This window comes from Skermania piniformis (assembly GCF_019285775.1).
Classification (GTDB): domain Bacteria; phylum Actinomycetota; class Actinomycetes; order Mycobacteriales; family Mycobacteriaceae; genus Skermania; species Skermania pinensis.
The window spans coordinates 3,387,460-3,400,897 of the sequence record NZ_CP079105.1 but is presented as its reverse complement, the minus strand read 5'-3'; the positions used below and the strand labels follow the sequence as shown (position 1 = coordinate 3,400,897).

The following is a 13,438-nucleotide window of genomic DNA, read 5'->3' as shown; positions in this document are numbered from 1 at the left end:
CGAGCACCCATGAGCAACGGCAGCGAAATCATCACCTCCTACGCCGAAGCGCCGTCGCGCACCGTGACCGCCGGCGGCACCACCTACGCCTACCGCGAACTCGGTCCCAAAGGCGGCATCCCGGTGATCTTCTTTGTGCACCTCGCTGCAACCCTGGACAACTGGGACCCGCGCATCATCGACCCGATCGCCAAGACCCGTCATGTGATCACCTTCGACAACAAGGGTGTCGGCGCGTCCAGTGGGTCGGTGCCCGGCACCATCGAAGAAGCTGCCGACGATGCCTATACCTTCATCACAGCGTTGGGGTTCACAAAGATCGACGTGTTCTCGTTCTCCATGGGCGCAATGATCGCCCAGGACCTGGTGCTCGAGCACCCCCAGCTGGTGCGCAGGCTGGTGCTCACCGGGACCGGGCCACGCGGCGGCACAGACATCGACAAAGTGGCGGGCGTCACCTATTGGGACACGTTGCGAGCCAAACTGACTCGTGCCGATCCCAAAGAGTTCCTGTTCTTCGGCCGCGACGCCGTGGGTAAGCGCGCCGGGAAAGAGTTCGTCAACCGGCTCGAGGAACGCACCACCGACCGCGACAAAGACATCACGATCAGCGCCTTCCGGACCCAGCTCGAAGCGATCAAGGCCTACGGCCGGTTCACGCCGTCGGACCTCTCGAAGATCACTCAACCCACCCTGATCGCCAACGGCGACTGAACCGCCCCGGAGTGTCCGGAGACCTGTCCGTTTGGGAAGGATGGGTTCATGTCGGGGAGTACGTCGCGGAGGTATCCGCCGGAGTTGCGGGATCGGGCGGTGCGGATGGTCGCGGAGATCCGTGCGGGTCACGAGTCGGAGTGGGCGGCGATGGGTGAGGTCGCGCGCTTGTTGGGGGTGGGGTCGGCGGAGACGGTGCGTAACTGGGTCCGCCGGGAACAGGTCGACTCCGGTGAACGCGCTGGGGTGACCTCGGAGGAATCGGCGGAGCTGAAACGGTTGCGACGCGAGGTCGCCGAGTTGAAGCGTGCCAACGCGATCCTGCGTTCTGCGTCGGCTTTCTTCGCGGCCGAACTGGACCGGCCACAGCGTTGATCGTTCGCTACATCAGCGAACACCATGGCCACCGTGACGGTGGGGGTATGGCGTGGGATGTCCAGTCGATCTGCACGGTACTCAGCGAGTTGGGTGTGCCGATCGCCCCGTCGACCTACTACGAGCACCGGTCCCGGCCGCCGAGCCGACGGAAGGTTCGAGACCGGCAACTCGAGGTGCTGATTCGCCGGGTGTACGAGGAGAACTACCAGGTCTACGGCGCCCGGAAGGTGTGGCTGGCCCTGAACCGGGACGGGACCCGAGTGGCTCGCTGCACGGTGGAACGGCTGATGCGTGAGCTCGGGCTGGCCGGTGTGGTCCGTGGGGCGGTCAAACGCACCACGATCGCCGACCCGGCAGCGGCGCGGCCGGCGGACCTGGTCCGGCGCAGGTTCACCCCGGTCGCCCCGAACCGTTTGTGGGTCGCCGACATCACCTACGTGTCCACGTGGTCGGGGTGGGTGTATGTCGCGTTCGTGATCGACGCCTACGCGCGGCGCATCATCGGCTGGCGCACCGCCACCACGATGTCGACCTCGCTGGTGTTGGATGCGGTCGAACACGCGATCTGGACCCGGAACCGGGAAGGTCGATACCGGATGGACTCTGTTGTCCACCATACGGATAGAGGATCCCAGTACACGTCCATCCGGTTCGCAGAGCGACTCACCGAGACGGGTATCACACCGTCGGTCGGGGCGGTCGGTTCGTCCTACGACAACGCGCTCGCCGAGACGATTAACGGTCTCTACAAGACCGAACTCGTGCGCCGCCGCGGTCCGTGGCGCGGCATCGACCCGCTCGAACTCGCCACCGCCGAATGGGTCGACTGGTTCAACCACCGACGACTACACCGCGGCTGCGGCGACGTCCCACCCATCAACCTGGAGGACGCCCACTACGCTCAACACAGTGCCCAGCCACCCGCCGAGCACTCAAGACCGTAGGTCTCCGGACACTCCGGGGCGGTTCAACCTTCGTCATGGCCTTATGAAACTTCGTTATAGAAACATCGTTCGGAAAGGTCGACAATGACGCACCAGGTGCGAGGCGATTTGGTGATCGACGATCGGGGGTCGGTGCTCGTCGTCCACGTGGACGGCGGGCCGCACAGCTTGTTCGGTCTTCAGATCGCCAATCAGCTCGAGGCGCTGGTGGATCGGGCGGACCGCGATCCCGACATTCACGCGGTCGTATTCACCGGGGCGCGGCCCGGTCGATTCGTCAGCCACGCCGACGTCCGATGGCTACAAGCAGAAGGTGCGGCCGTGCCCGAGTTGGGCCGGCGCAGCGCGTCGGCAGCCCTACGCTTGGCCCGCGGTGTGGACCGAGCCCGAGCCCTCGACCCGGTGGTGCAGAAGACCCCGCTGCGTGGCGTCGCCCAACTCGATCGGCTCCATGCGACGTTCCTGAAGATGAACGCCAGCGGCGTGGTCTTCGTTGCAGCACTTAATGGTTCGGCGCTCGGGTTGGGTGCGGAATTTGCCTGGGCGTGCGATCTGCGGATCATGGCCGACGGCGACTTCGTTATCGGTCAGCCCGAAGTGCTACTGGGCATCATGCCCGGCGGCGGTGGTAGCCAGCGCTTGACCCGACTCATCGGTACCCACAAGGCGCTGGTGTCGATCTTGGAAGGCAAGCCGTTCACGCCGGCCGAGGCGCTGGCCAACGGCGCCGTCGACGATGTGGTGCCGGTGGAGGATGTCGTGACGCGGGCAGTTGCGGTCGCCGAGTATCTCGGCAAGCGGACCAAGGGATCGGTCGAGGCGATCAAGCGATCGGTCTACTTCGGTGGGTCGATGTCGTTGCAGGAAGGCCTGCACGTCGAGCGCACCGAGTTCCTCGGTACCGATCAATCCCGGCAAGGCCAGCAGCTGATGTTGCAATACCTCGCGGACACCGAATCCACGGGTGAGCTGCCGCTCTATCACGAGGACGTTTACGACCGTGCCCTGGAGTCGGGCTCGGTACCTGCGCTCGGCGGTGTCGCAGCGGGGGTGTCGCGCAAATGATTGCAGCACTGTCATGTTCGCGCCACGATGTTCGTTCACCTCCGGTAAGGACGTGTGCGCCGGGTGGCTTACCTGCCCCCGATGAGAATGGGGCGAAACCGTCGTGGCCTCTGGACGCCATCCCCGAAACCCCGTCGGCAAACCGACAAGGCCCCTTGCGCGCCGCCCACACCGCACCGACCAACCGACGCACCCGGAAAGCCACACCATGAAAGCGTTCGTCCTCACCCGCTACGGCAAGAAAAACACGGTCGAACCGGTCGAGCGTCCCGTCCCCGACCTGCGCGACGATGACGTCCTGGCGCAGATCCACGCCACCAGCATCAATCCACTGGACCTCAAGATCAGAAACGGCGAACTCAAACCGCTACTGCCGTACAAACTTCCGCTCGTCCTCGGAAACGATCTGGCGGGCATCGTGGTCAAGACCGGCCCCCGGGTGCGCCGATTCGCCCCCGGCGACGCGGTCTACGCCAAACCTAACCAAGATCGTATCGGTACTTTTGCCGAATACCTCGCCGTCGACGAGAACGATGTCGCGAAAAAGCCGGACAACGTCGACATGAACGAAGCCGCCGCCCTGCCATTGGTCGGCCTGACCGCCTGGCAAGCGCTGGTCGACAAGGCGCGGGTGCGGCCGGGGCAGAAGGTGCTCATCCACGCCGGCTCCGGTGGCCTGGGCAGTATCGCCATCCAACTAGCCAAACATCTAGGCGCCACTGTCGCGACCACGACCGGTACCAGGAACGTCGAATGGGTCGAAGAGCTCGGCGCTGACATCGTAATCGATTACAAAACAACGGATTTTGCCACCGAACTGCGCGACTACGACCTCGTCCTGGACACCCGGGGCGGCCGAACTCTGGACAGATCATTTCAGGTCCTCAAACCTGGTGGGCAGGTCATCTCGGTCGCCGGTCCGCCCGAGCCGACCTTCGCCCGCAAGTTCGGGGCCAACCGGCTGCTGGTTCAAGCGACGCGCGCGCTGAGTTTCTCGGTGCGGCGCAAGGCCAAACGACGCTCGGTGAGCTATTCGTTCCTGTTCATGACCGCCAACGGGGACCAACTGGGGAAGCTGGGTGCCCTCGTCGACGCCGGCGTCATCCAACCGGTCATCGATCGGGTGTATCCCTTCGACTCCACGCTCGACGCGTTGGCCTACGTCGAAAATGGCCGCGCCACAGGCAAAGTCGTCGTGACCGTCGCAGGCGATCATGACCACCCGTGATCGGCCTTTCGACTACGACTGGTTGGTCATCGGCTCCGGCTTCGGCGGTAGCGTCAGCGCACTTCGTTTGTCGGAGAAAGGGTTTCAGGTCGGGGTCGTCGAACGCGGCCGCCGCTACACTCCGCAGGACCTACCCGCCTCAGCCTGGCAGTCCGACAAATACACCTGGGCACCGCGACTGGGCAAGCTCGGCATCATGCGTACCTCGATATTCCGGCACATCTTCTTCCCTTCGCAAAGCGGTGTCGGTGGCGGCAGCCTGGTCTACGGCGGCGTGCTTCTCCGTGCCAAGAAAGAATTCTTCGCCGGCCCGCAGTGGCGTGACCTCGGCGACTGGGAGCAACAACTCGAGCCGCACTACGACACCGCCGAGCGAATGCTCGGCGCAGCGGCGGTCCCGTTCGATTCGATTCACCAACAATGGATTCGGGAAATGGGCCGACACTTCGGCACCGAAGACACCGTCAGCCGTGCGTTGACCGGAGTGTTCTTCGGCGAGCCCGGGAAAACCGTCCCCGACCCCTACTTCGGCGGGGCTGGACCGGACCGCACCGGCTGCGCCCGGTGCGGCGCCTGCATGGTCGGCTGCCGCGTCGGGGCGGTGAACTCCCTGACCCAGAACTACCTGTGGTTCGCCGAACGCAACGGCGTGCACATCCTGCCCGAGCACCAGGCGATCAACGTGACCCCTGCAGGCAACCCCGACGGCAGCAACGGCTACCACGTCACCACCATCCATCCCGCCGGCGGACGTGAGCAGACCTACACCACGCGCGGCGTCGTGTTCGCCGGCGGAGCCTTGGGCACCAACGAACTGCTGGCCAACTGCAAGCACGGTGGTTCATTACCGAACCTGAGCGACCGTCTCGGTGAATTGGTCCGCACCAACAGCGAATCCGTGCTGACCGTGCTGCTGCCGGAAGATCAGGGAAACTGGCGCGATGTCACCGCCAGCAGCAGCGTGCACGTCGACGCCGACACCCACATCGAACTGCTCACCTATGGGCCGAACGCCGACATGCTCAGCCTCCTCTACACCGTGCTGGTCGGTGACGGCACCCGACTGACCCGGCCCCTGAAATGGATCGCCGCCACTCTGCGGCACCCCCGACGCTGGCTGGCGACACTATGGCCGGTCGGTTGGAGCCGGCGCACGGCCATGCTGCTGGTCATGCAATCACGCGACAACGCGATCTCTTTTCGCGCCCGACAACGCCGATGGGGAAACGGCTATCGCCTTTCCACCGTGCAGAACGGCGACAGACCTAGCCCGACGTACATCGAGATGGGCCAGCAGGCGGCACGCTGGCTGGCCGACCGCACCGGGGGCATCGCCCAGAGCAGTGTTCTCGAGGGACTCGGCAATATCCCGTCTACCGCACACCTGCTCGGCGGCGCCGTCATCGGCGCCGATCGGGCTCAGGGGGTCATCGATGCGAAACTCCGCGTTTTCGGCTATCACAACATGCTCGTCTGCGACGGCTCGGCGATGCCGGCCAACCCTGGCGTCAACCCGGCCTTGACCATCACTGCGCTCGCCGAATATGCCATGGCCCAGGTCCCCCCCACACACACTGTTTTCTGACACGTACTGCATCGGCGACGCGGCGTCATGATCCACAAAGCCGAACTGTATGACCATGCTCATCGGGCAAACAGTGTTCGTCACCGGAGTCGACAAAGCCTATGCCGCAGCGCGGGCAATCGAGCGTGCCGGCGGCGCGAAGATAACCGCGCTACCGCCCGTGCATCGATAGCCCCGTCACCCGCGCAGTCGCAGACCGCGCGGGGTGACGGCGAAGCCGGCCGCGGTCAGGTACGGCACGTGCCGGCTGCCGTGCACGCTCTGCGCGTCCACCCGGTCGATCACCAGGGAGTCGACCCGGCCCCGGCGGACCAGGTCGGCCAGCGCGCCGGCGGCGAGGGCGCAACGCGCGTCGTCGTCGGCGAAGGTCAGCATCGTCCGTCCGCCGCGTTCCAGATAGAGGGTCAGCTCGCCGTCGACCAGGACGACGAGCGCGCCGGCCTTGCGGCCCGGGCGATGGGTGACCTGATCGTCCGGGTGCGCCGGCCAGGGCAACGCCGCGCCGTACGGATTGGCCGGGTCGCACGCCGCCAACGCGACCGCGGTGGGTTCTTTGCCGGGTTCGGCGAAGCTGCGCAGCCGGTCCACCACGGCGGAGGTGGCGAACTGGGCGCCGCCGAGCGTATCCACGAAATAGCCGCGTCGGCAGCGACCGCCGTCCTCGAACCGGGACAGCACCCGATAGGCCAGCGCGAAGCCGCCGGGCAGGCCCTCGTTCACCACCGCACCTCGGGTGACGACGCCGTAGCGTTCGAGCAGATTGTCCGCGGCAGCGTGGGCGCGCAGGGTCTCGTCCGGTTCCGGCTCGGGCAGCAGCGACCAGCGACCGGCGGCGGTCGGCGGTCCGCTCCGGGTCGGCAGGGTCGGCCGTGGCACGCGATAGCCGCGGGTGCGCGGGGCGCGGCGTGGGGAACGGTGACTGGTGGTCGTGCGGCTCGGCCCGGCCATCGATGCGCGTACCGGCGCGAACGTGTCGTTGGTGATCAGCCCGGCCCAGACCAATTCCCACAGAGCGGTCACCAGCGCTGCGTCGTCGTCGCTCGCCACGGTCTCGGACAGCTGCCGGAAAAAGTACGCACCGCCGCCGCCGAGGGCGGCGAGAATCGCCGGATGCAGCTCGGTCGCCGCCGGCGCGACCGCCGGCGGCAGGGTCAGCGGTGCCTGATCGGCGAGATGCAGGGCGATCCAGCCGTCCTTGGTTCCGATCGCGCCGTGCCCCGACCAGACCACCTCACCGGTCGCAGTCAGTTCGTCCAGCAGACCCGGCGAGTAGCCTCGGATCCGCTGCGGTAGGACCAGCGACTCCCAGGCGGAGGCCGGAATCGGCACGCCGGCAAGTTGTTCCACCGTTGTGAGGAGCCCGTCGAGGCCGGCTACCGGTCCGCCGACCTGCTGCCAGGCCGGCAGAAATCGGGCCAGCGCGGAGGTCGGGACCGGCTCGATCTCGTCTCGCGCGGCCGCGAGCGAGCGGCGACGTAACCGGCGCAACACCTCGACGTCGCACCACTCGCTGCCGGTCGCGCCCGGGGTGAACTCGCCCTCGATCAATCGCTTCTCGACCGCCAGCCGTCGCAGGGCGGTCGCCGCCACGGCCGGCCCGAGGCCGAACCGCTGCGCCGCCTGCCCGGTGCCGAACGGGCCGTGGGTGCGGGCGTAGCGGGCGAGCAGATCGCCCAACGGGTCGACAACCGGCTCGACGAAGGCGGTGGGCGTGCCGATCGGCAACGGAACACCCAGCGCGTCGCGCAGCCGGCTGGCATCCTCGATCGCCGCCCACCACGTGTCCCCGGCGTACCGGACCTGCAGCGCGCGGCGTGCGGTTACCAGCTCGGCAACCCACTGCGCGGCGGGTCCGTCGGTGCGATCGACCAGCTCGTCGGTGGTACACGGACCGAGGAGTCGCAGCAGATCGGCGACGCCCTCGACGTCGCGAGCGTGCCGATCCGGGGCGAGTCGTTGCAGCTCGCGTTCGGTCCGGGTCAGGACATCCGCGTCCAGCAACTCGCGCAGTTCGACCCGGCCCAACAGCTCGGCCAACAACGCGGAGTCCAGCGACAACGCGGCGGCGCGGCGCTCGGCGAGCGGGCTGTCGCCCTCGTACATGAACTGTCCGATGTAATCGAACAGCAGCGCGTTCGCGAACGGTGACGGGGTCGGGGTCTCCACCTCGACCAGGCGGATCCGGCGTTGCTCGATGCGGCCGAGCACCTCGCGCAGCGCTGGCAGGTCGTAGACGTCCTGGAGGCATTCGCGGACCGTTTCCAACAGGATCGGGAAGGTCGGAAACTTGCGGGCCACGTCGAGCAGCTGGGCCGAGCGTTGGCGCTGCTGCCACAGCGGGGCTCGCTTACCCGGGTCGCGGCGCGGTAACAGCAACGCCCGCGCGGCGCACTCGCGGAACCGGGAGGCGAACAGCGCCGACCCGCCGACCTGTTCGGTCACCAGGTCGTCGATCTCGTCCGAGGCGAAGACGAACAGCTCCATTCCCGGTGGGGCGTTCTCGGTGTCCGGCAGTCGGACCACGATGCCGTCGTCGGACGCGGTGGGTGCGGCATCGACGCCGAACCGCTCGCGGAGTCGGGCGCCGACCGCCGACGCCCACGGCGCATGCACCGGCTGCCCGTACGGCGAGTGCAGGATCAGCCGCCAATCGCCCAGCTCGTCGCGGCATCGTTCGACCACCAGTGTCCGGTCGGTCGGCACGGTGCCGGTGGCGGTGCGCTGCTCGTCGAGCAGCGCCAGCAGGTTGGCGGTCGCGTTGCCGTCCAGCCCGGCCTCGGCGCATTGCCGTTCGATCGTGGCGCGGTCGTGGCGGAGGAACGCACCCAGGGCGGCGCCCAGCTCGGCCGGCCGGCCCAGCCCGTCGCCGTGCCAGAACGGCAGTCGCGCCGGCTGGCCCGGTGCGGGAGTCACGAGGACCCGATCGAAGGTGATCTCCTCGATCCGCCAACTGGTCGCCCCCAGGGTGAACACGTCGCCGACTCGGGACTCGTACACCATCTCTTCGTCGAGTTCGCCTACCCGGCTGAGCTTTTCCCCGACCAGGTACACGGTGAACAAGCCGCGATCGGGGATCGCCCCACCGGAGGTGACCGCCAGCCGTTGGGCGCCGGGCCGGCCGGTCAGCGTGCCGGCATCACGATCCCAGATCACCCGGGGGCGCAGCTCGGCGAACTCGTCCGAGGGGTAACGCCCGGCCAGCAGATCCAGCACGGACAGATAGACCGAGCGCGGCAGGGTCGCGAAATTGCCGGTGCGCCGGACCGTGTCGAACCAGTCGTCGACATCGATCGGTTCCAGCGCGCAGGCGGCGACGGTCTGCTGGGCGAGGATGTCGAGCGGGTTCGCCAGAACGGCCATCGCCTCGATCTGTCCCGCGCTCATCCGCTGTGCGGTGACCGCGCAATGCAACACGTCGGCGCGATGTTTGGGAAACAGCACGCCGCGGGAGATCTCGCCGACCTGATGCCCGGCCCGGCCCACCCGCTGCAGACCACTGGACACCGACGGGGGCGCAGCGACCTGCACCACCAGGTCGACCGCGCCCATGTCGATGCCGAGCTCCAGGCTGCTGGTGGCGACGACGCAGCGCAACCGACCCGATTTGAGGTCGTCCTCGATGATCGTCCGCTGCTCCTTGCTCACCGAGCCGTGGTGCGAACGGGCGAGCAGTTCGCCCTCGTCGGGCGTGCCGGCGCGGCCGGCGTACTCCTCGTTCAGCCGGGCGGTGAGTCGTTCGGCCTGGCCGCGGGAGTTCGCGAACACGATCGAGGACCGGTGTTCGAGCACCAGATCGACGATCGACGAATCCACGTACGGCCAGATCGAGCCGCCGCCGCCGTCCTCGTCGAGCGCCGTCATGTCCTCGACCGGAACCCGGACGGTGAGATCGAACGTCTTCGGGGTGGGCGGCGCGACGATCGTGATCGGCGCGGAACCGGTGAGGAAGCGGCCGATCTCGTCGTGCGGGCGCACGGTCGCCGACAGCCCGATCCGTTGCACCGGCTGGTAAAGCATCCGGTCGAGCCGGGCCAGCGACAGCGCGAGGTGCGCCCCGCGCTTGGTGTTCGCGATCGCGTGGACTTCGTCCACGATCACCGTTTCGACCGCGTCGAGGGTTTCCCGCGCCGCCGAGGTGAGCATCAGGAACAGTGATTCGGGGGTGGTGATCAGGATGTCCGGTGGGGTTCGGAGCAACGCGCGGCGCCCGGCCGGGCTGGTGTCGCCACTGCGCACCCCGACCGAGATCTCCGGCGGGTCGAGGCCGAGCCGCCGCGCGGTCTGGGTGATGCCGACCAGCGGGGAGCGGAGGTTGCGCTCCACGTCGACCGCGAGTGCCTTGAGCGGCGAGATGTAGAGCACGGTGGTTTTCGCGGTCGGTACCGGCCGGGCGGCCAGCCGATCGATCGCCCAGAGGAACGCCGACAGGGTCTTGCCCGAACCGGTCGGCGCGACGACCAGCGTGTGTTCCCCCGCGGCGATCGCTGCCCAGGCCCCGAGCTGTGCCGCCGTCGGCGCCGGGAATGCACCGTCGAACCACTCCCGGGTCGCGCGGGAGAACGCCGCCGGGGAGAACGCCGCCGGTCCGGGCGCGGTGGGCGGGGACGAGTGCACGCGATCAGTCTGCCTCCGGGGACCGACACCGTGCGGATCGCCCGGCTCGACGCGGGTAGCTATACAGTCGCCCGGGTGTCTTCCGACATCCGCGAACGGGTGGTGCGGCTGGTCCTGATATCGCACGCGTCGACCATGGCGCTGCGCCGGGCCCGATTCCCGGCCGACGAGCCGATCGACGAGGGCGGCCACCGGGAGCTGGCCCGATGCGCCCCGTTCGGTTCGGGGCGGGTGGTTTTCGGTCCCGAGCTCCGGTGCCGGACCACCGCGGCCGAACTCGGCCTCGTCGGGGTCGTCGATCCGGCGTTGCGTGACCTCGACGCCGGACGGTGGCGTGGTCGTGCGCCGGCCGAGGTGCCGGCCGGCGAACTCGCCGATTGGCTTGCCGATCCGGATTTCCGGGCGCACGGCGGCGAGTCGGTCGGCGCCGTGCTGGATCGCGTCGTGCGCTGGCTGGCTACGGTGGAGGAGCCGACGATTGCGGTCACCCACCCTGCAGTGGTGCGCGCCGCGGTGGTGGCCGCCCTCGGCGCGCCGCCGAGCGGTTTCTGGCGAGTGGATGTTCCCCCGCTCGGGGTGACTCGGCTGCACCGGCGGGGGAAGACCTGGACGTTGCGCGCGACCGGCCCGCGGTATCCGACCGGCCCGTCCTGATCCGGCGCGACATCGCTGTCCGATTGCAGTTCCGCAGTTCCCGCCGAATGCTGGGTACCCTGCGCCTCGTGGCAGCTGCCCCTTCGTTGGACGAGGTCGACCGGCTTCTGGTCGAGGAGTTGATGGCAGACGGTCGGGCAACGCTGGCCGCGCTTGCCGAGAAGGCCGGACTGTCGGTATCGGCGGTCCAGTCGCGGGTTCGCCGGCTGGAGACCCGTGGCGTGATTCGCGGCTACAGTGCCAGCGTCGATCCGACGGTGCTGGGTCTGGCGCTCTCGGCGTTCGTGGCGCTCACCCCGCTGGACCCGACGGTGCCGACGGAGGACGTTCCCGACCGGTTGCGGGGTCTGCCGGCGGTCGAGGCGTGCTATTCGGTGACCGGTGCGGCGGGTTACCTGCTGTTGGTTCGGGCCGGTTCGGCGGACCGGCTCGAACACGTGCTCCAGGAGATTCGGGCGATATCGCGGGCAGGTACGCATACTGCGGTGGTGTTACGAACCTTCTTCGAGCGGTAGAGAACGTTCGTCGAGCTGACGAAGCCCCGAAAAATAGTGGCAAAAACCTCGTATGGCGGAGTTGGCCGAGGTAAATTGATATCAATGAAGCCTGATTCCAAGCGGGTGACGTTGGACCCCGTGGCGCTGCTCGGGGGCACGTACCGGACCGTCGAGTTGCGTGAGCGGGCCGGCGTCGTCACCGTTCGGCAGACGCTTCGCCGGACCTTTCCGACCAGCCAACGTGACCTCTGGAATGCCATCACCAGCCCGGAGCGGAGTGCCCATTGGCTCGGCCGGGTCGAGGGCGACCTGCGCCCCGGTGGTCGCTATCGGATCGAAGGCGCTGCGGTCGGCACGGTCGAGTTCTGCGATCCACCCGGAACGTTCACGTTGACCTGGGAATACAACGGTGATATCGGCTGGGTGGAGGTTGCGGTGGCGCCCGCCGCGGTCGGTACGGCGCTCATCCTGCGGCACGAGTTCGCCGACACCGGCAAACGTTGGCGGCGATTCGGTGCGGGCGCCGTCGGGGTTTCCTGGGATCTCGCACTGCTCGGTCTGCTCGACCATGTGGCCGGCCGCTGGTGGGGATCGATCGCCGAAGCCGGGGTGTGGTACTCGGGGCCGGAGGGATCGCAGTTCGTCGTCGGGTCCGGGGAACGGTGGTCGTCCGCCGAACTGTCGGCCGGGGTGGATCGCGCCCGGGTGGAAGCCCGGGCCGAGCGGTGCCGGATGATTTACCACGGGCGGCCCGTTGGCGAATGATCCGTTCGCGATACTTGCCGATCCGGTCCGGCGACGAATTCTGGAGCTGTTGGTGGGGGCGGAGCGGCCGGCCGGGGAGCTGGTAAAAGTGATCGGCGACGAGTTCGGGATCGGTCAGCCGGCGGTTTCGATGCAATTGCGGACGTTGCGCGAGGCGGGGTGCTGCCGGGTTCGCGCGGTCGGTTCGACCCGCTGGTACGGCCTCGAATCCGCCGGTCTGCAGGGGGTCGCCCAGTGGTTGGCGGGGTTGTCCGGGGAGCCGAACGGTCAGTCGCAGACCGAGTAGCCGAGTGCTTGCTCTGCGAACCGGCGGATCGTGGCGCGGGCGTCGTCCAACGCGCCGGCATGCCCGGGTCGGGCCCAGCCGGACAGCTGCGCCGTCCCGTCCGATCCGGGAGTCAGGCCGACTTCGGCGAGCAGTTCGCCGGTGGTCGGCTCACACACCGCCCAGGAGAAGTGGGTTTCCGCGGCCCATTCGGTGTGTCGCCGAGCGACGTAGTCGGGGTCGACGATGCCGCCGGCCGCCAGCGCGGTCCGGTCGTCGACCCGGCCGTCGGATCGCAGCGCCCGCAGATACCACCGACCGGCGTTCACTTCGATCGGTTCCATCAGCGGCGACGCTTGCGCAGCGTGGGCAAGGCGGCGAAGAACATCCCGCCGGCCGGGATCAGCAGGAGCCACCACCAACTGCCGGTGGTGGTGGCGACCACGATCGCCACGATCGGCAGCAGGATCGCGACGACAAGCGACCAGTCCCGAGTCGGCCGAGCGGCCGGGGCGGGCGGGGCAACGGTATCCGGCAGATCGACGAAAATCGCGTCGAGCTCGGCCCGACTCGTTGCATCGGTGACCGCAGCGCGGCGTTCGTCCAGTTCCGCGGTGCTCAGTCGGCCGGCTGCGTAGTGGGTGTCCAACGCGGCCGACGCCCGTGCTCGATCGGCCGCGTCGATCCGGGTTTCCGGTCGGTCCGCCACGGCTCCAGCCCTACGGCCGC

Annotated in this window: 11 protein-coding genes and 1 pseudogene; 9 read left to right on the top strand and 3 right to left on the bottom strand. The window is 68.1% G+C overall.

The annotated features are described in order from the left end of the window. Positions 1-9: 9 nt before the first annotated feature. The 5 genes and pseudogenes from KV203_RS15745 to KV203_RS15725 all read left to right on the top strand — a co-directional run. A pseudogene (locus tag KV203_RS15745) lies at positions 10-711 on the top strand (alpha/beta hydrolase); the annotation flags it as partial. A gap of 51 nt (positions 712-762) precedes the next feature. Next, positions 763-2,036, top strand: a protein-coding gene (locus tag KV203_RS15740; RefSeq protein WP_157080012.1) for an IS3 family transposase whose coding sequence is annotated in 2 segments (ribosomal slippage) — positions 763-1,051 and positions 1,051-2,036 — 1,275 coding nt in all. Because the reading frame shifts where the segments join, the coding sequence is not laid out codon by codon here. 84 nt (positions 2,037-2,120) lie between these two features. After that, the gene (locus KV203_RS15735; RefSeq protein ID WP_066473001.1) at positions 2,121-3,101 is read left to right on the top strand and encodes an enoyl-CoA hydratase/isomerase family protein; all 981 of its coding nucleotides are present in this window, start codon (positions 2,121-2,123) and stop codon (positions 3,099-3,101) included. A gap of 208 nt (positions 3,102-3,309) precedes the next feature. Then, positions 3,310-4,329 carry an NADP-dependent oxidoreductase gene (locus KV203_RS15730; protein WP_066472999.1) on the top strand — a complete coding sequence of 340 codons (1,020 nt, stop codon included), beginning with the start codon at positions 3,310-3,312 and terminating at the stop codon, positions 4,327-4,329. Then, positions 4,316-5,914, top strand: a complete 1,599-nt coding sequence (locus tag KV203_RS15725) for a GMC oxidoreductase (RefSeq protein ID WP_066472997.1) — start codon at positions 4,316-4,318, stop codon at positions 5,912-5,914. The genes KV203_RS15730 and KV203_RS15725 overlap by 14 nt, the downstream gene beginning before the upstream one ends. Positions 5,915-6,091: 177 nt before the next feature. Here the strand turns inward: KV203_RS15725 and KV203_RS15720 are convergent, their stop codons facing one another. Then, positions 6,092-10,528, bottom strand: a complete 4,437-nt coding sequence (locus tag KV203_RS15720; protein WP_066472995.1) for an Lhr family ATP-dependent helicase — start codon at positions 10,526-10,528, stop codon at positions 6,092-6,094. Between the two features lie 75 nt (positions 10,529-10,603). Here KV203_RS15720 and KV203_RS15715 point away from each other — a divergent pair, with 75 nt between their 5' ends. The 4 genes from KV203_RS15715 to KV203_RS15700 all read left to right on the top strand — a co-directional run bounded on the left by KV203_RS15715 (position 10,604) and on the right by KV203_RS15700 (position 12,730). Further along, complete coding sequence (locus tag KV203_RS15715; protein ID WP_255246962.1) at positions 10,604-11,182, top strand: histidine phosphatase family protein; 579 nt, start codon at positions 10,604-10,606, stop codon at positions 11,180-11,182. Between the two features lie 47 nt (positions 11,183-11,229). Then, entirely contained in the window at positions 11,230-11,697 is a 468-nt protein-coding gene (locus KV203_RS15710; protein WP_066472993.1) for an Lrp/AsnC family transcriptional regulator, read from the top strand. A gap of 84 nt (positions 11,698-11,781) precedes the next feature. Next, positions 11,782-12,444, top strand: a complete 663-nt coding sequence (locus tag KV203_RS15705) for an SRPBCC domain-containing protein (RefSeq protein ID WP_083530217.1) — start codon at positions 11,782-11,784, stop codon at positions 12,442-12,444. After that, on the top strand, positions 12,434-12,730 hold the full coding sequence (locus KV203_RS15700) for an ArsR/SmtB family transcription factor (RefSeq protein ID WP_066472990.1): 297 nt from the start codon (positions 12,434-12,436) through the stop codon (positions 12,728-12,730). The genes KV203_RS15705 and KV203_RS15700 overlap by 11 nt, the downstream gene beginning before the upstream one ends. Here KV203_RS15700 and KV203_RS15695 read toward each other — a convergent pair. Both KV203_RS15695 and KV203_RS15690 read right to left on the bottom strand, forming a co-directional pair. Continuing rightward, positions 12,712-13,053 carry a hypothetical protein gene (locus KV203_RS15695; protein WP_066472988.1) on the bottom strand — a complete coding sequence of 114 codons (342 nt, stop codon included), beginning with the start codon at positions 13,051-13,053 and terminating at the stop codon, positions 12,712-12,714. The two genes, KV203_RS15700 and KV203_RS15695, sit on opposite strands and share 19 nt — an antisense overlap. Beyond that, on the bottom strand, positions 13,053-13,418 hold the full coding sequence (locus KV203_RS15690) for a DUF1707 SHOCT-like domain-containing protein (RefSeq protein ID WP_066472985.1): 366 nt from the start codon (positions 13,416-13,418) through the stop codon (positions 13,053-13,055). Before KV203_RS15690 ends, KV203_RS15695 begins: the two co-directional genes overlap by 1 nt. Positions 13,419-13,438: the final 20 nt, after the last annotated feature.